Below are 23,178 nucleotides of genomic sequence, written 5' to 3' on the forward strand. Positions count from 1 at the left end.
CATTCATCCTCCTAGTTGTGTGAATTTCTTTGTGCTGTGTTAACTACACTATATACACTAGCATCTTCATTGATTTATGAGAACTTCCCTTCTATACTATGGGTATAACAAAAGGTTATAGGTGATAAATATGAAAACAGAATGGCTTGAGTCTTTTATTGAAACAGCCAAAACAAAAAGCTTAAGCAAAGCAAGCGAACAGCTGCATATGACGCAGCCCGCGCTCAGTAAGCAAATGAGAAAACTAGAAGAAAATTTAGGAGTAACATTATTTATTCGCTCCGCTACAGGAGTAGAATTAACCTCAGCAGGTAAAATCCTTTTACAAGAAGGTGAATCCATACTATCAAGCGTTCATGCTCTTCAAAAAAAATTAGTGTCTACGCAAGAAGTCTGTGATTTAACTATCGGAACGTGGCAAAGTATGGCTGCTTTTTACTTACCTTATCAACTGGCTTCTGCTAAAGACCACAATCGCCATATTGATATAAAAATCTCGCATCACTATTATGATTTATTGGAGCAGTTAGAAAGCAATCAAATTGACGGGGCTTTATTTGATGATCGAGAGGTTCAACATACTTATTGGTCAAAACTATTGTTCAAAGAAGACTTTTATTTATTTGTGAATGATCAGCACCCGTTAGCCGAAAAAGAAAGCGTATCATTTGAAGATTTTAAAGAAGAACCCATTGTAGTCCTCCCCCAAGGGTGCGATGTTCGGACACTAGTAGAAAAAGCGTACAAGCGTCATAACTTAAAAATTTCCATTGTCAATGAAATTGAATTTGCGCAAAGTATTATGGGGTTTATTTCAGCTAATTTAGGTATTTCAATTCTCCCTGAAATTTTTATGCGCCATTTACAAAGCTCAAACATTAAAGCGTTACCCATTACAGACTTCAAATTCAAAAGAGAAATTTCATTAGTGGCAAAAAACCCTGACGTGGGGAAAATGCTTTATACACTGTTTTTCAAAACACGTTCTTAATAGGAAAGACGAACAAATTGGATGAATGATTTACTATAGATCGCTTGTCGCCCCATAACAATGAAAAGATCCGAACGATTAATCGTTCGGATCTTTTTAACTAAAATACTTTTGTTCTAGCCTCTTTTTATTTCGATACTACTTCGTTTGTTAACTTTGTTTCTGCAACTTGCGTACGTGGTGATTTCATCATATTAAAGACAATATTTAAAAAGATTGCTGTAAAACTCCCCATTACAATACCGCTTCCAGTAAGCACTTGAAGACTCTCTGGTAAGTTTTTGAAGAGTTCAGGCACAACCGTCACCCCTAGACCCATGCCAACCGAACATGCAATCACAAGAAGATTTTCTTGTTTGGCTAAATCAACTTGACTAAGGATTTTAATACCTGAAGAAATTACCATTCCAAACATAGCTACCATTGCTCCTCCAAGTACAGAGCTCGGGATAACTGTCGTCACGGCTGCGATTTTAGGTAGAAAACCCAAAACGATTAAAATTCCACTCGCTGCAAATACAACATTCCTTGTGCGAACACCTGACAACTGTAAAAGTCCTACATTTTGAGAGTACGCTGTATAAGGAAATGCGTTAAAAAATCCGCCTAATAAAATCGCCAATCCTTCTGCACGATAGCCTTTAGACAAATCTTTTTCATCCACTTCTTTTTTACAAATATCACTAACAGCAAAATAAACGCCTGTTGACTCGACAATGCCAACAAGTAAAACAAGAAACATTGTCAGAATGGCCATAATATTAAAAGTTGGCATCCCAAAGTACAGCACATGTGGCATATGAACCCACGCTTCTTCTTTTACGCCGGAAAAATCGACTTTTCCCATAAAAGACGCTGCAATTGTTCCAACAACTAATCCTAATAACACAGAGACGGATCGCATAAACCCTTTTGTAAATCGGTACAGAACAATAATTAATAGCAAAACGCCAAAACCTAAACCTAAATTGCTCAAGCTGCCAAAATCTTTACTTCCTTCTCCTCCGGCTAAATCTTTAATCGCTACGGGAATTAACGTAATTCCAATAATCGTTACAACCGAACCTGTAACTAAAGGAGGAAAAAACTTAACCAATTTACCTAAAAAAGCAGAAAGAAGGACGATGAGTAAACCAGCCACGATAATAGAACCATATATGGAGGAAACGCCGTAAGAACCTCCAATTGAAATCATAGGTCCTACGGCAGTAAACGTACACCCTAATACAACTGGAAGACCAATTCCAAAAAAACGATTTTTCCATACTTGCAGTAACGTTGCCACACCGCACATAAATAAGTCAATCGCCACTAAATACGTAAGCTGCTGCTGAGTCAAGCCAATGGCTCCTCCAACAATAAGCGGAACAACAATCGCACCTCCGTACATAGCTAAAACATGCTGTAAACCAAGTGAAAAGACTTTTCCTTTATTCATATTAAACCTCCACTGTTGGTTTATCTTCAGCAAATGTCACTTTACCATTTGATAAAGACTGAATGCGTGCTAATGATTCTACTTTAACGCCTGATTTACGAATTTGTTTTCCTCCATCTTGGAACGCTTTTTCAATAACAATACCAATGCCGCCTACTTTAGCACCTGCTTTTTGCACGATATCCATCAAGCCGAATGCAGCTTGGCCGTTTGCTAAAAAGTCATCAATAATTAAAATCACGTCATCTTCTCGAATAAATTTATCAGCAACTGAAATTTCATTTTCTTCTTTTTTTGTAAATGAATATACTTTTGATGTAATGAGTCCGTCTTGAAGTGTTAAAGATTTTCTTTTTCTAGCAAACACCATCTCAACGTTTAGCTTCAATGCGGTCATAATCGCTGGAGCAATTCCTGATGATTCAATCGTTAAAATCTTCGTAATTCCTGCATTTTCAAAACGCGAAGCAAATTCTTCTCCAATTTCTTTCATTAATACAGGATCCATTTGATGGTTTAAAAATGTGTCTACTTTTAAAACCGTGTCCGATAATACGATACCATCTGTTAAAATTTTGTTTTGCAAAGCTTTCATAGTTCGTTCCTCCAACGTTTGTATTAAAAAAGCTCAAAAACATAGCTGCACTCGTATATGAGTAGAGCAATGTCTTTGAGCTGTTACGCACAAAAGTGAAAAACAAACTTCATCGCTCACCCATAGTCAAACTATTTACGGTAGTTTGGTAGATACTTACGAGCCTTATTCTCGTCATTATATGAGTGCGTTATTGAGTTAATTGTATTATATCAGCAAATCTTTTATTTGAAAATATCTAAAACAGATATTTTCGAACATTTACTTGCGATACAAAACATAATATTCGGTTATAGCGCTTTTTATACGTGATAAATTTCTCCATATTTCTTTTCTAGATACTGAATTAAATAATCTACATTTAAGCCTTCTCCCGTTACATCGTTTAAAATTTCAAGAGGCTTTTTCATTTTTCCGTACTGATGAATATGTTCTGTTAGCCAATTTGTAATCGGCGAAATTTCTCCTTTTTCGAGAAGTTCATCATAATTAGGCAAGTCTTTTAACATGGTATGCTTAAACTGCGCTGCGTACATATAGCCAAGAGCGTAGGAAGGGAAATACCCAAAGCTTCCTCCAGCCCAGTGTACGTCCTGAAGCACGCCTTCTCCATCGTGACTTGGACGAACTCCTAAATATTCTTCGTATTTCTCATTCCAAATTTCCGGTAAATCTGCAACTTTATATTCTCCGTTTATTAATCCTTTTTCAATCTCATAGCGAATCATAATATGAAGAGGATACGTTAACTCATCTGCTTCGATACGAATAAGCGACGGTTTCGCCTCATTTACTCCTCGGTAAAAATCTTCTAAAACTACATCGTCAAATTGTCCCGGCGCATGCTTTTTTAGTACGTCGTAATGATGCTGCCAAAATGCTTTATTTTTCCCGACAAACTGCTCAAAAAACAGCGACTGTGATTCATGAATTCCCATTGAAGTACCTTCACATAGAACCGTACCGACAAGATTCTTTGAAATATTCTGTTCATATAAAGCATGGCCGCATTCGTGAATTGTTCCAAAAATAGCCGTTCGAAAATCGTTTTCGGCATATTTAGTCGTGATGCGCACATCTCCCGGGTTTAGGCCAGTAGCAAAAGGATGGACTGTTTCATCAAGTCGCCCCGCTTCAAAATCATAGCCAAGCGTTTTTAACACGTCTAGACTAAATTGCTTTTGCGCTTCTTTTGGGAAAGTACGGAATAAAAATTCCGTATTTGGCTTTGTATTCGACCCGGCGATTCGCTGAACAAGAGGCACAATATGCTCCCGTAGCTTTCCAAATACCTCGTCTAAGATTTCAACCGTCATCCCCGGTTCAAAAAGGTCCAATAAACGGTTATATTTGTTTCCTTCATAACCCCAATACTCCACAAACTTCTGATTGAACGCTACAATTTTTTCGAGGTACGGTTGAAATAAAGCAAAATCTGCTTTTTCTTTTGCGTCTTCCCAAACCGACTCCGCTTTTGAAGTTAACGTAACGTATTCTTTATATTCATGCGGAGGAATCTTTTTATTTAAGTCATATTCTTTTTTACATTCTTCCACTGCTTTTTTCGTAATATCGTTTATGTAAGGCTGTGACTCAGGGTTCGTTAATTTCTCAATAAAACCTGCCATTTCATCAGAAACAGAAAGATTGAACGCTTCTGATGACATCATGCCAATAACTTCAGAACGCTGATCCGCCCCTTTTTTTGGAGCACCCGTCCTCAAATCCCAGTACATCACTCCGATTGCCTCGTGATAACTTTTGATTTTATTCATGTATTCATAAAACTGTTTCTCAATTTTCTGTATGTCTTCTCTCATTGTTTTTCCTCCTTACTTTCCTTATTTCACCATAAATTATTTTATCATAATAGTAACGGCGTGTATATAACTGAATATTCAATCTATTATGCATATAAAAAAGCGCGGCTACAACCGCGCTTTTTTATATGTTTTCTATTTTCGTTGGGACATTTTGTTCAATGATTGAACGCACTTTTGAATCTGTGCTTTTTGGCATAAAGATCGTGATTAGACCCTTATCGTTATGAGAGCGAATCAGTCTTCCAACTCCTTGCTTTAAGCGAAGAAGCATATAAGGCATATCTGCATCCCAGAATGGATCGACTACTTGAGTGCGCTTTGCTTCAAAGACCGGATCATTTGGTGGATACGGCAGAGACCAAATAATTACATTAGATAGCGAAGGTCCAGGAATATCCAATCCTTCCCACAAATGAACAGCGCATAAAATTGTTTCTTCTTCCCTTTGGAACTGAGATACTAATTTACTGATTTCTTGATCGCCTTCAAATAAAAATGTGTACTGATTTAACTCTTTGGAAACTTCTTTGAACATCTCTAGTTCTTCTTTGCTGTTAAACAGTAAAAGTGCCCGTCCGTTCGTTTTTTCGAGCTGTGCAACAGCAAAGGCGAATTTTTCAGCAAATGCTTCTTCTTGATCATCCGAAACATTTTTTACCGCAATTTTCATTTGCTCATCATAATCAAATGGCGATTCAACAGAAAAAGAAAGCGGCTTTGCAATTCCTAAGCTATATGCTAAATAATCGAACGATTGGTTATCTGAAAGAGTGGCAGAAGTGAAAATATATGGTATTTTCTTCGCAAATACTCGTTCTTTTAAGACGTCTTTTACTGCTTGCGGCATAATAACCAACGTCAGCTGCCAGTTATTTTCTTCTACCCAGTAGATGGCATTTTCGTTGTCCATAAATAAGCGCAGCGAATAATCAATTTGATCCAGGTACTCATCTACAATTCGCAGCGTATATTCGTCTACTGTATAGGTCTCACTCTCAAACACAAGCTCGTTTCCGATATGCTCAAGCAGCGATAAAAGTTCTTTTCCTACACTTTGTAATCCGTTTGTACGGGCTACTTCTTTACGGCTAGAACCAACGATTTCTGCACTTGCTTCACTTAAACGGTCAAAGAACATTGCATATACATCGATAGCATGCTCGATCTTCACAGCAAATTCTTCTCGCACGTCATTTTCTAATAGACGCGTTAACAAGTTTTCTAACGTATCTTCTTGAATGCGATATGTTAAAGCCTTTTGTGCAGCAAATTCCAGCAGGTGACCTTCATCAAATACAACACAGCTGCTTTCAGGAAGAAGGGGAAGCTGTCCTTCACGCTTGCGGGCTTCATATGTCCAAATGTGCTCCATGTAAAAATCGTGAGAGCAAATAATTAAGTCATGTGCTTTTCTATAGTGCTCACGTGAAAGCGTTAAGCCGCATCTATGACGCTGCTCACAGGAAGAGCAGTCTTGAAACGTATCCCAGTTAATTTGATTCCATTCCTCATCCGTTAAATGAGGATATTCTTTACGGTCTCCGTAGTGATAGAACGACTGCATACCGCTATGATCATGAACAAAATCAGGAAGCGTATCGTAAATTTCTTCAATGTTTTCATTATCTGTTCGTGCTGTCACAGCATCTAATTTCTTTAAACACAGATACTGATCTTGAGATTTTGCTAGGCGAACATCCATGTTAATATCTAAAATACCAGAGAGCTTTGCAATGTCTCCTTCGGCTTTTACTAACTGTTCAATTAATGTTTCATCCGCACAGGCAATAATAGCTGGCTTGCCAATATACCTTGCATAACAAATAGCGTACAGTAAATACACAATAGTTTTCCCTGTTCCTACACCTGCTTCTGCAAAGATTACATTTTTTTCTTTAAAAGCTCGTTCGATTTGAAAAGCCATAAAAATTTGTTCATCCCGAAGTTCTAACCCAGCGTCTGGAAGATGATCATAAAAAACATCACCTATCCATTCATTTAATTTGTCAAAAAAGTTTTCATCCCGCTCAATTGTAAAAGGCAACCGCTCTCTCATCATCGATACTGACTCCTTTATTTATGTAAATATCTATCAATAAAAATTAGCTTCACTTCTTTTTATCTAGTAAATTTCTCATGTAAGCAAAACTTAATTATTGACTACTTTATCTAAAATGTCAATAAAAAGAGCTGAACATAAAAAAGTTCTGCCTGTAATGACAGAACCTTTTTGTATAAAAGCTGAGTGTATAGAACGCAAACGGAATAAGTGCTATTAAAAATTAATTACAGCGGAATTTTGAGTCCGTGGACTGAGACAATAAAAAGGCCGCTTCATACTCGGCTTTTGCTTGTTCCAGCTGAGTAAGCGTCTCTCCGCTTACTTCTATTCCCTGCTGCATTAAATAATAGCTGTTTTCCAACGCTTGACGAATCATAGTGAACTCCGTGTTTCTATCCATTTATAAACATCCTCTCTCTGTAGTGCTTACTATAAAAGTGAATACTATCATTCTATACACCAGCTGTTTATTTTATTCTCAAAACCAGCATCTCTAGCTTAATAAGTGGCTTCTTTCATTTAAGAAAATAATCGAACTTATTAAAATATTTTAATTCTCACTTGACATATAGGAATAATATATTTTAAAATTACTTACAGATTCAATCACTCAAAACTACATAATACAGGCTTACCGGTCAACCGATAGCCTCTAATTGCCAGATACACGTACCATCCGTCTGTGCAATTAGAGGCTTTTATTTTTTTAAAAGCCTGCTGAAAGGAGAAAAAATGGCAGAACTGCAGTTACAGCATGTGTATAAAAAATACGGAAAAGTTAGTCTTGCAGTTGATAATTTCAATCTTCATATTCAAGACAAAGAATTTATTGTATTTGTAGGACCTTCAGGGTGCGGCAAATCCACTACCCTTCGAATGATCGCTGGCCTTGAATCGATAACAGAAGGAGAATTGCTTATTAATGGAGATCGTGCAAACGATTTACCTTCTAAGGACCGAGATATTGCAATGGTGTTTCAAAACTACGCGCTTTACCCTCATTTAACAGTTTACGACAACATGGCATTTGGCTTGCAGCTCCGCAAATTCCCAAAACAAGAAATTGATGAGCGCGTTCGTGAAGCGGCTCGTATTTTGGACTTAGAACCCTATTTAAAACGCAAGCCAAAAGCGTTATCAGGAGGGCAGCGTCAGCGGGTGGCTTTAGGAAGAGCCCTTGTACGGAATGCCCAAATTTTTTTAATGGATGAGCCTTTATCTAACCTTGATGCGAAGCTTCGCGTACAAATGCGAGCTGAAATTAGTAAGCTTCATCAGAAGCTGCAGACGACCATTATTTATGTAACCCACGATCAAACAGAAGCGATGACGATGGCAAGCAGAATTGTAGTTATGAAAGACGGAAAAATTCAGCAAATAGGTTCACCTATGCAAGTATATAATGCTCCAGAGAATACGTTTGTAGCTAGTTTTATAGGATCACCGGGAATGAACTTTTTCACAGGAAAAGTAGTGAACAGTAAACTGCACATCAGTGAACATGAGTTTCAACTGACAGAAAATCAAATGCATTCGTTACATGAAAAAGGCTACAACAATCAGTTCGTTACTATAGGAATTCGACCTGAGCATATTACGCGGGCCTCTTCTGATGCTCCTCATATTTCATTACCGGTAGATGTGTCTGAGTTATTAGGAGCAGAGTACATACTATACAGTAGTTTAGGAGACCAGCTCTTTGTGGCTAAAATCCCTGGGGATGAACATATTCAAGTTCATCAGCACTTTCCATTTCATTTTCAAATGAATCATGCTCATTTCTTTGATCAAGCATCTACCAACCGTATTAAAATTGACCAATAACTATCTAAAATGAATTCTATAAGTGGGGGAACTAAAATGAAAAAATTATTAATTCTGTTAGCAATGCTCACCGTGATCATCGCGGGCTGCGGCAAAAACAGTTCAACAAGCGGCGACAGCAGCGACTCTTCTAAAAAAGTAACCATTAACTTTACGCATTGGCGAGGAGAAGATTCGAAAGCTTTTGATTCTATCATTGAGCAATTTGAAAAGAAAAATCCAAACATTCATGTAGAAATGACCGTCTTTCCTTCTGATTCCTATCAATCACAAATTCAAGGATCTCTACTATCTGGAGAAGGTATCGATGTATTTGCTAGTTTTCCAGGAAGTCAATTTGAAACGATTCGCAAAGCAAACGGTTTTGCAAAGCTGGACGACCAAAACTTACTCAGCAAATTTGACGAAAAGCTAATCCAAGCGGGTAAAGCGGATAATACGCAATATGCTCTTCCTTATCAGCTAGTCTATAACATCCCTGTCTATAACAAAGGCATTTTTGAAAAATTAAATTTAGATGTTCCTAAAGATTGGAATAGCTTTTTAAAAACAGCTGAAACATTAAAGAAAAATGGATACACGCCGATCTTATTTTCAGGAGACGTAAGTCCTTCTCAATTTATTAATCCCATGATTATGAATAACGAACCTACAAACAACGCCCTTCATGAAGTAGAAACGGGCAAGCGCAAGCTAACTGATGAATGGTTTACCAAAACCCTATCTCAAATTAAAGAATTAAATGACAAAGGTTACTTCCAAAAAGATGCTCTTGGTACGAAAAAAGAAAGTGCTGCAGCACTTTTTGCTCAGGAAAAAGGAGCAATGCTTGCTCAAGGTTCTTATATGATGGCTACAGTCAAACAGCAAAATCCGAAGATTGATCAAGGTTTGCTTGCACCGATTACAGTGAATCAAGATAAAGCAAAATACGAAGGTGTTCATACCACGACATTCTTATTAGGTGTTGCTGAAAAATCAAAACACAAAGAAGCTGCTGAGAAATTTTTAACTTTCCTTGCAGATCCAAAGATTTCTTCTGAGTATGCGAATGCTACTGGCCAGTTATTAACGGTCAAAGACGTGAAATATGATTCACCTGAACTCAAAGAAAGCGCAAAATGGAAAGACAAAAAAACGGTCTTCCAACCTCGATTTACAATTTTAAATGAGCGCGTATCAAAAGCTGTTGAAACATCTGTACAGGACGTACTATCCGGTATGTCAGCGAAAAAAGCTGCTGAAAAAGCACAAGGAGAGGTAGAACGTGTCGCTAAAAACTAATACGTCTATTCAAGAAGAAGAAAAGAGAACCCCTTCGTTCTCTTTTCCTCTCTTTTCATTTAAAAGTATCTCTAAAAGCCGACATCTATGGTTGTTTTTACTTCCCGGCTTTATCATATATACTGTTTTCTTTGCCTTGCCAACGCTTTCTGCTTTATTTTTAAGCATAACTGATTGGAATGGATTGTCTTCTCAGTTCTCATTTGTAGGGCTTCAAAACTTCAAAGAAATTTTAACAAACGATGCTATTTTTACACAGTCTCTTACAAACAACTTAAAGTTCACAATTGGCGTGCTGATCTTTCAAACGTTATTGAGCTTGGGATTTGCACTTTTACTTTATAAAAATTCTGCATGGAATACATTTTATCGCTCACTCTTTTTTGTACCGACGATTATTTCGTCCGTGTCGATTGCCTTCACGTGGAACTTTATGTATGACCCCAACATTGGAGGAGTTAACCTATTTTTAAGTAAAATAGGCCTTGAGCATTGGACCCAGTCTTGGATTGGTAATGGACATATCGCAATTTACAGCTTGGCTTTTGTACAATTTTGGGCACATACTGGTCAAATGCTTATTATTTTTGTAGCTGGAATTCAAGCTATTCCCAGTGAGTTATATGAAGCTGCTAGTATTGATGGAGCAACACGATGGCAAAAATTCAAGCGCATTACGTGGCCTCTGTTAGCTCCAGCTACGACAATGGTTGTAGCTTATACGACCATACAAAGTTTTAAAGCATTTGATTTAATCATTGCAATGACAAATGGAGGTCCCTCCAACTCAACTGAAATTCTTTCGACACTTCTTTATCACGAAGCTTTTATTAATTTTCGTTTCGGCTATGCCTCTGCCATTTCAGTTGTATTTATGATTGTAATTGCTCTTTTAACGTTTCTTCAATTTCGCGTACTTCGCTTGACCAAAATGTAAAAGGAGATTCTTTTATGAAACAAAACCCATTCAGACAACTGATTTTAGGGATATACGGTTTGATCATTCTGTTGCCCTTAAGCTTGGTTTTATTAACAACCTTTAAAACAACGCCTGAACTTTACAGCAACCCAATCGGATTACCAGCAGGCTGGAATATTGAAAATTATAAACAGCTGCTCGTCAATGAACCCATCTTTGGCTATATTAAAAACAGCGTGATTGTTACCGTCTTTAGCACGTTTTTTATTCTATGGTTTTCAAGCATGATTGCTTATGCTATTATTCAGCTACCTCAAAAGCTTGGATGGATTGTATACGGCTTTTTTGTTTGCGGAATGATTGTCCCTACTCAAGTCAATATGATTCCTGTCTTTTTGCTGATGAATAAGCTTGGACTCGTCAATACGCTAACAGGCGTCATTATCGTCTCCATAAGTTTTTTGCTTCCCATCGGTGTGTTTATTATCACGGGCTTTATGAAAACTTTGCCAAGGGAACTATTCGAAGCTGCTCGCATGGACGGAGCGTCAGAGTGGAAAATATATTCAAAAATCGCTCTTCGACTCTCAATACCATCAATGGCTACAGTAGGAATTTTTTCGTTTGTGATTGTGTGGAATGATCTGTTATTCCCTTTGCTGTTGTTAAAATCTAAAGAAGTAAAAACGCTGCCTATTGCACTATTGGACTTTCAAGGGGAATTTCTGACTAATTACCCTATGCTGTTTTCAGCAGTCGTTCTTTCTTCTATCCCATTATTGATTGCGTACGTGTTTTTGCAAAAGCATTTCATTTCAGGAATGACATCTGGGGCATTAAAATAGCAGGCAAGAAAATCACGTTTCCCTGCCTGCCCCTTTATTCGATAGGATTTTTTTAAAAAGCACGCTGAGGTTTCGGTTTCTCTACTACTAGATGTTGGTAAACGTACATTAAAGCAGCTTTCAACAGAAAGATACCTAGCAAATGGTACTCTTTAAATGTGCCTACCCTAAAAAGCTTTGCACGGCTCATAGCTCGTTGAAAAGGATAAACTAAAAATGTATCTACGATTGCATTTAATAACATATACCTTCCAAAATGGCCATATGTGAACTTTTTAATCCATAAAGAACCTGCTAAAAATGGACCTAAAAGTAAAGCAGCTTCACCTGTTAGATATGGATGAGGAGGATTAGGGAATATCCACCACTTCTTTTTTTCAGCAATATAGCTTTCAACCATAATTAAAAAGGAAATAAACATAGTAGATGATAAATAGCGCTTAATATGCTGTCGTCCTATAAAAGGGATGGTTAGCCATGAAAGAAGCATCAGCCCCCCAAAAATCCGTGCTGATCGATTTTTTCTCATTTTATCACCTCTTAGGTTTTAGTATGAGATTTCCCTTTCGTAAGTATGTTAGAAATAAGCTAATCATTTCTCGCTTTAGGCCTGCTATTGAAAAGAAATGAATACATATATTGCCCTGCTACTCGCTCATACTATAAAAAACATAATGGGGTGAGTATATGCATGATTATTATGACGGACTATATAAATACCTGCTTAATGCTACATTTTGGTTTATTTTATTAATTGTCGTGCTCGGTATAGGCATGTTTGGAATGCTAGCTTATCGAGGTTTGAAAAAGAAATAACGTACAAAAGCCAAGCTGGTTTTTACACCGCTTGGCTTTTGTATTTATTGATCGTTGCGTGGAGGACGAGGTCCCCAATATTGATAGTAGTCTGTTTTAATAAACCCGTTAAACAATTTGCGTTTTTTCGTTGCTTTTTTACCGTAGTATTGTTCAAATTGTTCATGAGATGTAAGCATATAAATCGACCACGTATCAAGCTTAGAAAACGCTTCGCCCATTTCAGCGTACATTTTTTCAACAGAAGGACGATCGCTTAAACGTTCGCCGTACGGAGGGTTACCAATAATAATTCCATATTCTTTCGGCGTCGTAAAATCGCGCACTTGCATTTGCTTAAATTGAATTAAATCTCCAAGTCCAGCTTCAAATGCATTTTGCTCCGCTACTTTTACCATACGATGGTCAATATCATGACCAGCAATATCTAGCACTTGGTCGTAGTTCGCTAAGTCTTCTGCTTCTTCGCGCGCTTTGTCCCAAATACTTGCTGACATCCATGGCCATTCTTCTGATAAGAAGTCACGGTTAAATCCTGGTGCAATATTTTGACCGATAAGCGCTGCTTCGATAGCAATTGTACCTGAACCGCAAAAAACATCGACAAACGGACGATCCGCATTCCACGGCGTTAGCATAATTAGAGCCGCTGCCAGCGTTTCTTTTAAAGGAGCTTCCCCTTGCCCAACGCGGTAACCGCGCTTATGAAGTCCTGCACCGCTTGCGTCAATTGTTAATGTAGCAACATCTTTTAATAGCGCTACTTCAATTTTAAACGTTGACCCTGTTTCTTCGAGCCAGCCTGTTGTTTTGTTATAATGTTTTTTCATGCTGTCAACAATTGCTTTTTTCACAATGCTTTGACAATCTGATACGCTGAACAATTTAGATTTAACTGATTTTCCCGATACAGGAAACTGTGCATCTACGGGCAAATAATCTCCCCAATTTAATGCTTTTGTTTGTTCAAAAAGCTCATCAAACGTACGAGCTTTAAACTGTCCAACCTGCACTTTAATTCGATCTGCTGTACGAAGCCATAAATTGCAGCGAGCAATTGCGAGCTCGTCCCCTTCAAAAATAACCTTGCCATTATCTACTTCACAGTCATATCCTAAAGCACGCACTTCTTTAGCGACCAGTGCTTCAATACCCATTGCTGCTGTTGCAATAATTTTATATTTCGCCATTTTTCAACCTCATTTTGTTTCTAATTATCTACACTAAGTGTAAAAGTACCATATACATGCGCCGTAGTCAAAGCTTTCTCCGTCTTTTTATTAAAATGCAAAAACTGCTGGCTTTGGATAGAGCCAGCAGTTTCTTCACCTATGTCGCCTATAAATGTGTTTTTAAAAGCTTTTCACTTTAAGATTGCGCAATCGGTTGCTCAACTTGTTTATGAAAGTAAGTATACACGTGTTTCATATGGGTGCAGCGTACATTTTTCAAGCGTTTCATTTTTATCCAACGGATAATTATGAATCAGCACTTCTCTGTTTGAAAACGAGCTCTCTGAAAGAAAATCGAACGTTTGATTTTTCGGTGACATATTACAAATAACAACAGCGGTTTTACCTTCTAATGTTCGCGTATACGCGTAAATAGCGGAATCTTCTTCTGCCAATAGCTTATAAGTTCCATATACTAACACATCATGCTGTTTTCTAATTTTAATGAGCTGTTTGTAAAAATTCAGCACCGAATTTTCATCAATTTTCTGCTCTTCTACGTTAATATCTACGTAATTTGGATTCACCTTCATCCAAGGGGTACCAGTAGAAAACCCTGCATTTCTTTCTGTATTCCACTGCATTGGCGTTCTTGAATTATCGCGGCCTGTTTCCCAAATCACTTTCATAATCTCGTCATGTGTATCGCCTTTTTCACGCTGGATACGGTAGTAGTTAATCATACCAACATCATCATAATCGTCAATAGAATCAAACTTAACATTGGTCATTCCAAGTTCTTGTCCTTGATAAATAAACGGTGTTCCTTTCATTAAAAAGTATAGTGCAGCTAAGCACTTTGCACTTTCTACTCGGTAAGCTACGCTGCCGAATTTATTTACAGAACGAATTTGGTCATGATTTTCTAAATATAAAGCGTTCCAGCCGTTGATTTTTTCTAAACCATTTTGCCAATTAGTTAAAATCGTTTTTAACTCGATTAAATCAAGCGGTTTTTCTTCTCCTTTATCCCATAGTCCCATATGCTCGAACTGAAAAATCATATTGAAGTTTCCGCCATCTTCAGCTACCCACTCATCTGCGCTGTCCGATGTTACACCATTTGCCTCTCCAACCGTCATAATATCATATTTGGCAAACGTATTTTCTTTTAGCTCTTTTAAATGTTCTTGAATTCCCGGTCGATTCATATGCCCTTCAAACGATGGCACATAATCTAGTTTTTCAGGGTTCGGTAGGTCTGGGAAGCCGGCCACTTTCTTAATATGCGAAATAGCATCTACACGAAAACCGTCAATTCCTTTATCTAACCACCAGTTAACCATTTCATAAAGCTCATGACGTACTTTTTCATTTTCCCAGTTTAAATCGGGCTGTTTTTTAGAAAATACGTGCATGTAATATTCTTTTGTCTTTTCGTCTAACTCCCAAGCTGATCCGCTAAAAATAGATTCCCAGTTGTTTGGCTCTTTGCCATCTTTACCTTCGTGCCAAATATAATAATCACGATATGGATTCTCTTTAGAAGACCTGGACTCTAAAAACCAAGGGTGTTCATCTGAAGTATGATTAATAACTAAATCCATAATCAGCTTCATTCCGCGATGGTGAACTTCATCTAGCAGCTCATCAAAGTCTTCCATTGTTCCGAAATCTTTCATAATATCTTTATAATCACTGATATCGTAGCCATTATCGTCGTTAGGAGACTGATAAATCGGGCAAATCCAAATGACATCAATTCCAAGATCAGATAAATAGTCTAATTTTGAAATAACCCCTTGAATGTCACCAATTCCGTCGCCGTTTGAATCCATGAAGCTTCGCGGGTAGATTTGATACGCAACAGCTTCTTTCCACCATTTCTTTTCCATGTGCTCAACCCCTCAAAATAGTGCTTTTACGTAAGCGTTTGCCTTTACGCATATCGCTATTTTATAATGAATACATGCAAAAAAATAGGTTTTTCACAAAAAAAATCGTTATTCTCTTTTGAATAACGATTCTCACTGCGCTAATTTGTGTTTAAAGGCGTAGATGACGGCTTGAGTCCGGTCCTGTACATCCAGCTTACTTAACAAATTGCTCACATGTGTTTTTACCGTCTTTAGCGCAATAAATAATTCGTCTGCAATCTCTTGATTTGTTTTGCCTTGTGTCATTAGCAGTAAAATTTCCATTTCACGAGCCGTCAGTTCTTCATGAGGTAAAGACGGTTTTCTCATTTTAGACATCATTTTACCGGTTACTTCGGGCTCTAATACAGATTGCCCCTCATATGTACGGCGAATAGCAGCTGCAATTTCTCCTGCTTTAGACGTTTTTAATAAGTAGCTTGTTGCCCCTGCCTCTAGAGCGGGATATACTTTTTCATCATCTAGAAAGCTAGTGACAATGATCACTTTCGCTTCTGGCCACTGCTTAATCAGTTGTTTTGTTGCTTCAATCCCGTCCATTTCTTCCATGACTAAATCCATTAAAATAATATCCGGGCGCAGCTGAAGCCCTAATTCAACGGCCTGTTGGCCGTTTGCTGCTTCAGCTATTACATGGATGTCTGCTTGAGCCGATAAATACGCTCCTACGCCAATACGAACCATTTCATGGTCATCCACTAACAGTACATTAATCATTTTGCTTCTCCTCTCTTTCTACTAACGGTACTTTTACTTCTAGCTTTGTTCCTTTGTCGGGCAAGCTGATAATTTTTAATAGGCCCCCAATTTCAACTGCGCGTTCGTACATATTTTGCAGACCGTACGATCCGACTTTTTCCTTTTCTACATCAAAACCAACTCCATTATCAACAATACGTAAAATAATGGAAAAGTCACGTTTAATCAGCAACACATCTAAAGCTGTTGCATTGGCATGACGCAGCGTATTTGATACGGATTCTTGCAAAATTCTAAACAAGTGGTCTTCAATGCCTTTATCAAGTTCAAATCCTTCTATTTTCCAATTTAATTCAAGCGGTACTTTTTGAGCAAGCTCATTCATCAGTTCTTTCATTCCAGCCTGTAGCGATTTTCCTTTTAATGCTGCAGGACGAAGATGAAGAAGCAAAGCCCTCATTTCAAGCTGTGATTGGTTAATCATTTTTTCAACCATCTTTAATTGCTTAGCTTCAGAGTCTTGCAGCCTAAGATTGGACTCCGTAATAGCAGACATAAGCATCGAAGCGGCAAATAGCTGCTGACTAACGGAGTCATGCAGTTCTCTAGCAAGCCGATTTCGTTCCTGAGAAACAATTTCTTGCACTTGCTTTTGCTGATTTTCCACTTTTTCCGTTGCCATCTTTTGAGATTGCTGTGCTTGAAGAATCATTTTATGATCTACTTTATTTAAACGGCTTATAATTCGAGACGTTTCTTGAATAAGCTGTTCATTTGCCGACATATGCCGGTGGCCATTTTCTATTTCATATAATCGGTTTTCAACATATGTCCACTGCTGTCTCCACATAAACCCCATGATTCCTCCAATCACGCTTCCAATCGTAAGGCTCAAACTGAAGGAAAACAGCACAAAAGGCATGCCAAATACGCTTGTTTTCCATAAGTCGCTAAGTTGAAAAACAGGATATGCAAAAAACACGGTAAGGAGCACGGATACAAATACAAAAAAACTTAGGAAAATCCCCCATAATAACTGCCGTTGAAGAATACTCATATCCTTTGCACCTCTAAATCTCCAATCACAACAGTTGTAACAATCTTCACCCTATGAGCAGATTGATCAAATTCCTCTGTTTTGATAGACAAATTTTCATTGAACGAAAAGCCGCGCTGATGTCCAAAAACCGTTACGTTTCCTGCTAGTTTAGAATGATTCACAGATACTTCCGTTTCGTAAGGAATAAGCACTTTAATATTTCCAAACACTTGACGAATAAAAATAACCGCATCGCCTTTTGGCAGAACGGTATTGCTTAAATCAACCACAATGTCGCCCCATACGCTTTGAATATTAATATCATCCCATTCGTATACGGAGTCTTCGGTTCTTTGACTACCAAGAAGTTTATTCGTCAAAACCGGCCGGACCTGCACCAAACTTTGGTTTGGCTGCTGGGTAAATTCGTCAGTTGGTCTGAATTCAACCGGATGCTTTCTTGATTGAATAAATCTAAGTAAAAAATACAGAAAAAGAGCAATAACTAAAAACTTAAAGGCAACCGTATTAAATATATTCAACACAAGCCCAATAACGCCAATCCAAAATAAAATGCGCCCTAGTTTTCTTCTCATTTTTTTTCGCCCAATATACATGAACGCACCGGCAATTAATACAGAAAAGATCAAGCCGCTGTGAAAAAACATAATTTCAATAAACAGGACAAATAAACTGCAAATAAAAATGAACATAAGAGATTCTGTTTTGTTTACGCTTTGCACAGCTCTCTCTCCCTTCTCCTCGTAGATGACATAGCGTTCTTTGGATGCCGCAGGTATCTATTCTCTCACCTTAAAAAGACGCAGAAACCTACGCCTTTTTAAGAATACCATGTTTTATGCAGAAACACTGATTTTTTACGATGATTTTACTCTTTTTTCTAATTCAGCAATCTTGCTGTCTACCGTTTGTCTATAGTAATTTGTATTAATTTGATTTTCAAGCTGGTCAATATAGGTTTCCATTTCGTCAAACTGGCTGTAAGACGTATAAGATGCTTCTGTTTTCATTACTGAATTCATACGATGATGCGCACGAGCAATATTTTCGCGCCCCATTAGTTCCATACGGCGAATATGCATATCTTTTACCTTATGCTTCATTTCTTCATACTTTTGTTCGAGCTCTTCTAACTGCTTGGATGCATCTTCATAAGATTCTTTTACGCGCTTTGCTCTCTCTTCGTAGTGAGCATGTTCTTTTAAAATAAATTCATGTAATTCCGCTTCTTCAGCTGCTTGTGCTACTTGTGCTTGTTCATGGCGCTTTTTCATCATGTCAAGGGCCAGATGATATTCGCGATTAAACTGTTCTTTTAACGTGTGCTGTCGATCAACAAGCTGCCTTACCTTTTCGGTCTCCTGCTCGCATTGACGCAAATAGTGGTTTAGTGCAGCAATTGGATTTTTTTGTTCTTTGTGATCAAGCAATTGATGAAGGTCTGCAGAAATCGTTTCTTTCATTCGAGTAAATAAGTTTCTCATTTTGTTCATCTCCTTAGATAATAAAGTAAACTTTTATTATTTTTGATTTAAGTCAGCCCACTGACGTTCAAAATGCTTAAACGGATCTTCTTTTTCCGTTTTTATAGGGCTGCTGCTGTTCCACTTTTTATATACAATGTAAAGTACGACTGCTGCGATGATACCAGCAAGGGCCGGGAGGTTTGAAACAGTTGTTAAGAGTACGACAACACCAATAAACCCCCAGAGCCATTTTTTAAAGGGGGTCTCTGCTTTAACAAACCCTTTAAATGCTACGTACAAAATAACCAAGCCAAGTGCAAGCCCTACCATCGGACCGGCATTTGCAAGAAGAACGATAGCAGCTACCGCTCCAATCAAAAACAAACCAACTTTTTTCATTTTGTCTCCTCCTTTCGCTTATCTATATACTTAGTTTAAGGATTATGACGTTTTTTCAAAACGAGCTAAAGCTTTATTTTCTCCTAAGACCTGAGGCTGACAACAAGCTCAGTCTGATTGTACAAAAAAATGACAGCTTATGATAAGCTGTCATTTTGACATAAAAAAAGCTCTTCCATTATACGAAGAGCTGGGTTGGATTAAAATATAGTGTATAACAACAAGTGTCGATTGCTTTTCAATAACGTTCTGTAAGCCATGTTTTGTACCATTGTACTGCAAGCGGCTAGCTACCTCGTACTCCGGTGGCAATTATCTATCTACAAAATGTAACCATTTTGTCCTTCCTTCCGTTCAGTTCCTTCCAGAAAGTTCCCCTACCATTATTTGGGTTTCTCGCTCGAGGGGTTTACCTCGTTCCACTCTTACCATTTCTGATAAGACTTCGTCACTGTGGCACTTTCAGAGTAGTCAAGCCATATCTTAAAAAAGACTTAGGCTTTTTCCCCGCCGTTAGCTTTTAACAGCTACCCTAGCTTATGACTTCGCTAGGCACGAACACTACAGACATCGCAGTCTGTGCGAGCATGGACTTTCCTCTACATCCTCATATGTGATGCAGCAATTACCCGAACGTTATTGATAACGACTTTCCTTAGTATAATAAAAATAGGAGTTGAATGCAACTCCTATTTTTAGGTTATTCGTATAATTTACTTCCAAACACATGTTTTTCTAAGTTCGACAAACGTTTTAAAATATCAAAGTTTGTCGTACCCGCTTGCTGCTGCTGTTGAGCCGGCGGCGGGGTAAACGAAGGTTGTTGCGGCTTTTTAGATAACTCTTCTACTTGCTTTTTTAAGCGTAAATTTTCGGTTTGTAATGCTTCAATTTCTTCATGAAATGCTTCATAATCTTTAATAACAGAATCTAGATACTTATCTACTTCTTCTTGATTATAGCCTCTCATGCCTGTTTTAAATTCTTTTTCTAAAATTTCTTTGGCCGTTAAACGGATTTTATCAGCTAACATCTCTATCACCTCGAATACGATAAACCTTATCTTTATTATAATTCATTTTTTCAAAAATAGCTTCAAATGTCAATTTATCTTTTAAAATGTTTCGCCAAGCGGCGTTAAAAAGACGAAAATTTTTCTTCATCCACGATATCCTGTAAGTCGTGAGACGTCACCATTATAATAGGGTATTCTTCTCGTTCAGCACGTTTTTTAGCCGTTTCTAACATATACTGAGGACTTCCTTCGTGCTCTTCGTCGTAAACTAAACAAATACCTTCACTTTTTTCTACTAAAAATTGATTTTTCAACCGAAACTGTGCTGGACTTTCATATTTCTTTTTTGTGATGCTATCTACATAATCTGCTTGACTTAAAACGAATTCATACAATTCTTTATTGGCTTCATTCCATTTTTCTTCTTGCTCTAAAAACGGTGTTAAAACAGCTAACTGAAGCTCGGGATAATCGAGCTGAAGATCAAATACCACTTCTGCTGCCCAAATTTCTACTCCTAGCTGGCCGCTAATCAATACCCATTCTAATCCATCTTCTACTAATTCCTGTAATTTTTTATAGAGCGCTTTTTTTATATATGTAATACCTTGATGTTTTTCATTAAAAATGCCAAGTTCGAATGGCTTATAACCGGTAACTGTTAGCACCTTCATTATATAACTCCTTTGTAACAAAATAGAATAGGAACTGATGTAATCAGCTCCTATTAGCGTACATTATCTAAAATACCCTGAATTTGGTCCTTGATGCGCGCCTTTTGTATGACAGCTTCCTTGGCCGCAGCCTTTGTGTCCCGGATAACTAGCACCTGCTACTTGACCTGGGTAGCCTGCTCCTGCCACTTGACCTGGATAGCCTCCCATTTGACCTGGATAACCAGCACCTGCTACTTGGCCTGGATAGCCTCCCATTTGACCTGGATAACCAGCACCTGCTACTTGACTTGGATAGCCTCCCATTTGACCTGGATAGCCTGCTCCTCCTACTTGAGTTGGATATTGCTGCGCGCCGCCAAAAAACTGTTGGTTTGAAGTTTCATTTACAACAGATTGCGTTTGCGGGAAGTAATGTACGTGCTTCACATTTGTATGATTCACCAATGTATTATGACTTGGATGAATGTGAGGTACTACTACCTCCTGAGAAGTAAACTGCGTGCAGCATTTTGTTGGATGCACAATTGGTGGCATACATTTTGTTGGTCTTGGATACATATCCTTTTTCCCCTTTCACTGTTTAGTTATTACACTATTACAATATGTGAAGGGCAATGTACATGTACTAAGACAAACACCTATTTTTGACCTACATAAAGGAGTTATACGAATTTTTTAAACTGCTTAAGACAATTACTGTTAAACAAATTAATGCGAAAAATGATACTAAAATCACATTTTTCATGGGGCCTCTCTCCATCTCACCAAAGTTCTATTTTTAAGCTGTAAGAATAAGTCTTACATTGACTAATTTTATCAATGACTGAAAAATAGAACAATATAAAACATCTACAAAAACAAAAGAATAATAATTCTGAATTTTTTAAAATAAATCAGCTGAAGTCTATGCTTTAGCTGATTTATTTTTTAGTCTAAGAAGTCTTTTTTCAAGCGCTTCCTTCGACGTTTTTTTAGTCATTCCTCTGAGTTGATTCCACTTCTCCAAGGCTAGCTCAGTATATAGAAGTGCTTGATGAACATCTTTGAGACGATGCTCATAAATTTTAGCTAGCTCAACCAATGCTTCTATAGCGACGTCACCTTCACATGTTTGAACCAAGGGTTCAAACATGTCCACTGCCTCTTTCCAACTCTTCTCTTTTTTATAATGATAAGCCATCGCTAGCTGAGCTTTTTCATGCTCTTCTTTTTCTTTTTCTGCTACGCCCTGATAAAGAGAGAAAGCGTGCTTGTTCTCCCCTAACTGCTCGTACCACCTTGCTACTTCGTACGTTTCTTTTTCTGTAAACTCATCACTAGTAAGGAGATGCTTTGATAAATGAATGTATAAGGTAATAAGCGATAAAATATCATGTTCATTATGTTTCATAATATCGAATAAGCCTCTTGGATTCTTCGTTTCAATAAAATCAAAATAAATCATGGGAGCTAAAAAACCTGGAATATCATCAACTCGTTCAATTCCAAGTATTTCTTTTTCGACATTCGCAAGCTTCACCGAACTCATTTTGTGTTTCCACAGCCTTCTTGACGCATGCAGCAAATCAAAGTGACCGAACTTAGGCAGCTTGGGCAAATGATCTCTCAATAGCGTATGGCGAGTCTTCACGTGAGGCCAATCGAAAGATTTCCCATTATAAGTCACAAGCGTCGTATAGTCTACTTCTTTTAAAAAACTTTCGTAAAATGCTACTTCTCCACTTGGCTCCGTTAATATATGCTGACGAAAAACGACGGAATCTTTTAGCACCCTTGCATATCCTAGCAAAAAGATAGTCGTTCCCGTACCTGTACTAAGCCCCGTCGTTTCCGTATCAAAGAAAAATAAATCTGAATATGTGTGGCCTTTCGATGAAAGCGGATGAGCAACTGTAGACCGATTCCATACTTCCACTACTTTTTTCAGCTCATTAAATTCATAATGTCCATGTTTGTAGTCGAGCGGGTAAACCACTTCTCTAATCATACAGTAGCTGTCTTCCGCAAAGTAAGGCACAGCATAATTTCCCTTCCATTCCTGCTCATAGGGAATAGATGCGCTCTTAGGTCGCTGCGGGTTACTTTCAACCGGCGGCTTTGCTTCTGTAACATGAAGATGCTTTTTCATACGGTTTAATTTATTTTTAAAAGACAAG

23 protein-coding genes, 1 other RNA gene and 1 riboswitch are annotated in these 23,178 nt (G+C 37.8%); of the genes, 6 read left to right on the plus strand and 18 right to left on the minus strand.

Going from position 1 to position 23,178, the window contains the following annotated elements:
* The first annotated feature begins 130 nt into the window (after window positions 1–130).
* A complete protein-coding gene (locus ACFX4G_RS17005) occupies window positions 131–991 on the plus strand; it encodes a LysR family transcriptional regulator (RefSeq protein WP_377575831.1) in 861 nt (286 codons plus the stop codon).
* Between the two features lie 127 nt (window positions 992–1,118).
* Here ACFX4G_RS17005 and ACFX4G_RS17010 read toward each other — a convergent pair whose 3' ends face one another.
* The 5 genes from ACFX4G_RS17010 to ACFX4G_RS17030 form a co-directional block, all read right to left on the minus strand.
* Window positions 1,119–2,429 carry a nucleobase:cation symporter-2 family protein gene (locus tag ACFX4G_RS17010; RefSeq protein ID WP_013082372.1) on the minus strand — a complete coding sequence of 437 codons (1,311 nt, stop codon included), beginning with the start codon at window positions 2,427–2,429 and terminating at the stop codon, window positions 1,119–1,121.
* 1 nt (window position 2,430) lies between these two features.
* Window positions 2,431–3,024 carry a xanthine phosphoribosyltransferase gene (locus tag ACFX4G_RS17015; RefSeq protein ID WP_028414042.1) on the minus strand — a complete coding sequence of 198 codons (594 nt, stop codon included), beginning with the start codon at window positions 3,022–3,024 and terminating at the stop codon, window positions 2,431–2,433.
* 103 nt (window positions 3,025–3,127) lie between these two features.
* A riboswitch (purine riboswitch) is annotated at window positions 3,128–3,229 on the minus strand.
* Window positions 3,230–3,326: 97 nt separating this feature from the next.
* A complete protein-coding gene (locus ACFX4G_RS17020; RefSeq protein WP_097823960.1) occupies window positions 3,327–4,844 on the minus strand; it encodes a carboxypeptidase M32 in 1,518 nt (505 codons plus the stop codon).
* Window positions 4,845–4,968: 124 nt separating this feature from the next.
* Window positions 4,969–6,906 (minus strand): ATP-dependent DNA helicase, encoded by a 1,938-nt coding sequence (locus tag ACFX4G_RS17025; RefSeq protein ID WP_377575835.1) that lies wholly within the window; start codon window positions 6,904–6,906, stop codon window positions 4,969–4,971.
* A gap of 223 nt (window positions 6,907–7,129) precedes the next feature.
* Window positions 7,130–7,309 (minus strand): hypothetical protein, encoded by a 180-nt coding sequence (locus ACFX4G_RS17030; protein ID WP_043979434.1) that lies wholly within the window; start codon window positions 7,307–7,309, stop codon window positions 7,130–7,132.
* A 332-nt stretch (window positions 7,310–7,641) separates the two neighbouring features.
* Here ACFX4G_RS17030 and ACFX4G_RS17035 point away from each other — a divergent pair, with 332 nt between their 5' ends.
* The 4 genes from ACFX4G_RS17035 to ACFX4G_RS17050 are packed head-to-tail and all read left to right on the plus strand — an operon-like array spanning window position 7,642 to window position 11,781.
* Complete coding sequence (locus ACFX4G_RS17035) at window positions 7,642–8,733, plus strand: ABC transporter ATP-binding protein (protein ID WP_377575838.1); 1,092 nt, start codon at window positions 7,642–7,644, stop codon at window positions 8,731–8,733.
* Between the two features lie 36 nt (window positions 8,734–8,769).
* Entirely contained in the window at window positions 8,770–10,017 is a 1,248-nt protein-coding gene (locus ACFX4G_RS17040) for an ABC transporter substrate-binding protein (RefSeq protein ID WP_097823962.1), read from the plus strand.
* On the plus strand, window positions 10,001–10,954 hold the full coding sequence (locus ACFX4G_RS17045; RefSeq protein ID WP_043979440.1) for a carbohydrate ABC transporter permease: 954 nt from the start codon (window positions 10,001–10,003) through the stop codon (window positions 10,952–10,954). Before ACFX4G_RS17040 ends, ACFX4G_RS17045 begins: the two co-directional genes overlap by 17 nt.
* 14 nt (window positions 10,955–10,968) lie before the next feature.
* Window positions 10,969–11,781 carry a carbohydrate ABC transporter permease gene (locus ACFX4G_RS17050; protein ID WP_013056150.1) on the plus strand — a complete coding sequence of 271 codons (813 nt, stop codon included), beginning with the start codon at window positions 10,969–10,971 and terminating at the stop codon, window positions 11,779–11,781.
* A gap of 52 nt (window positions 11,782–11,833) precedes the next feature.
* Here the strand turns inward: ACFX4G_RS17050 and ACFX4G_RS17055 are convergent, their stop codons facing one another.
* Window positions 11,834–12,310: a hypothetical protein gene (locus tag ACFX4G_RS17055; protein WP_377575841.1), complete on the minus strand. Its 477-nt coding sequence runs from the start codon at window positions 12,308–12,310 to the stop codon at window positions 11,834–11,836.
* 158 nt (window positions 12,311–12,468) lie between these two features.
* On the opposite strand from ACFX4G_RS17055, the gene ACFX4G_RS17060 reads away from it, so the two are divergent.
* Window positions 12,469–12,597, plus strand: coding sequence for a hypothetical protein (locus ACFX4G_RS17060; RefSeq protein ID WP_013056148.1), 129 nt, complete (start codon window positions 12,469–12,471; stop codon window positions 12,595–12,597).
* Between the two features lie 44 nt (window positions 12,598–12,641).
* On the opposite strand, the gene ACFX4G_RS17065 is transcribed toward ACFX4G_RS17060, so the two are convergent.
* From ACFX4G_RS17065 to ACFX4G_RS17120, 12 genes are all read right to left on the minus strand, one after another.
* Window positions 12,642–13,787 carry a THUMP domain-containing class I SAM-dependent RNA methyltransferase gene (locus ACFX4G_RS17065; protein WP_025749346.1) on the minus strand — a complete coding sequence of 382 codons (1,146 nt, stop codon included), beginning with the start codon at window positions 13,785–13,787 and terminating at the stop codon, window positions 12,642–12,644.
* 209 nt (window positions 13,788–13,996) lie between these two features.
* Complete coding sequence (locus ACFX4G_RS17070) at window positions 13,997–15,664, minus strand: glycoside hydrolase family 13 protein (protein WP_377575845.1); 1,668 nt, start codon at window positions 15,662–15,664, stop codon at window positions 13,997–13,999.
* Between the two features lie 132 nt (window positions 15,665–15,796).
* Window positions 15,797–16,423: a response regulator gene (locus tag ACFX4G_RS17075; RefSeq protein ID WP_013082360.1), complete on the minus strand. Its 627-nt coding sequence runs from the start codon at window positions 16,421–16,423 to the stop codon at window positions 15,797–15,799.
* Window positions 16,416–17,462, minus strand: coding sequence for a sensor histidine kinase (locus ACFX4G_RS17080; RefSeq protein ID WP_043979448.1), 1,047 nt, complete (start codon window positions 17,460–17,462; stop codon window positions 16,416–16,418). The genes ACFX4G_RS17075 and ACFX4G_RS17080 overlap by 8 nt, the downstream gene beginning before the upstream one ends.
* Window positions 17,459–18,187: a cell wall-active antibiotics response protein LiaF gene (gene liaF / locus ACFX4G_RS17085; protein WP_013082358.1), complete on the minus strand. Its 729-nt coding sequence runs from the start codon at window positions 18,185–18,187 to the stop codon at window positions 17,459–17,461. Before liaF ends, ACFX4G_RS17080 begins: the two co-directional genes overlap by 4 nt.
* Before the next feature lie 135 nt (window positions 18,188–18,322).
* Entirely contained in the window at window positions 18,323–18,949 is a 627-nt protein-coding gene (locus ACFX4G_RS17090; RefSeq protein ID WP_377575848.1) for a PspA/IM30 family protein, read from the minus strand.
* Window positions 18,950–18,985: 36 nt separating this feature from the next.
* Window positions 18,986–19,330: a lmo0954 family membrane protein gene (locus tag ACFX4G_RS17095; protein WP_014460940.1), complete on the minus strand. Its 345-nt coding sequence runs from the start codon at window positions 19,328–19,330 to the stop codon at window positions 18,986–18,988.
* Between the two features lie 247 nt (window positions 19,331–19,577).
* Window positions 19,578–19,967, minus strand: an RNA gene (gene rnpB, locus ACFX4G_RS17100) — RNase P RNA component class B.
* A gap of 63 nt (window positions 19,968–20,030) precedes the next feature.
* Entirely contained in the window at window positions 20,031–20,363 is a 333-nt protein-coding gene (gene gpsB, locus ACFX4G_RS17105) for a cell division regulator GpsB (protein WP_013056140.1), read from the minus strand.
* 104 nt (window positions 20,364–20,467) lie between these two features.
* Window positions 20,468–21,019: an SLOG family protein gene (locus tag ACFX4G_RS17110; RefSeq protein ID WP_116515505.1), complete on the minus strand. Its 552-nt coding sequence runs from the start codon at window positions 21,017–21,019 to the stop codon at window positions 20,468–20,470.
* A 63-nt stretch (window positions 21,020–21,082) separates the two neighbouring features.
* On the minus strand, window positions 21,083–21,580 hold the full coding sequence (locus ACFX4G_RS17115; RefSeq protein ID WP_043979458.1) for a spore coat protein: 498 nt from the start codon (window positions 21,578–21,580) through the stop codon (window positions 21,083–21,085).
* Window positions 21,581–21,926: 346 nt separating this feature from the next.
* Complete coding sequence (locus tag ACFX4G_RS17120) at window positions 21,927–23,177, minus strand: ribonuclease H-like domain-containing protein (protein WP_323618613.1); 1,251 nt, start codon at window positions 23,175–23,177, stop codon at window positions 21,927–21,929.
* Window position 23,178 lies beyond the last annotated feature (1 nt).

The organism is Priestia sp. YIM B13486 (assembly GCF_042787865.1).
Lineage (GTDB): Bacteria > Bacillota > Bacilli > Bacillales > Bacillaceae_H > Priestia > Priestia megaterium.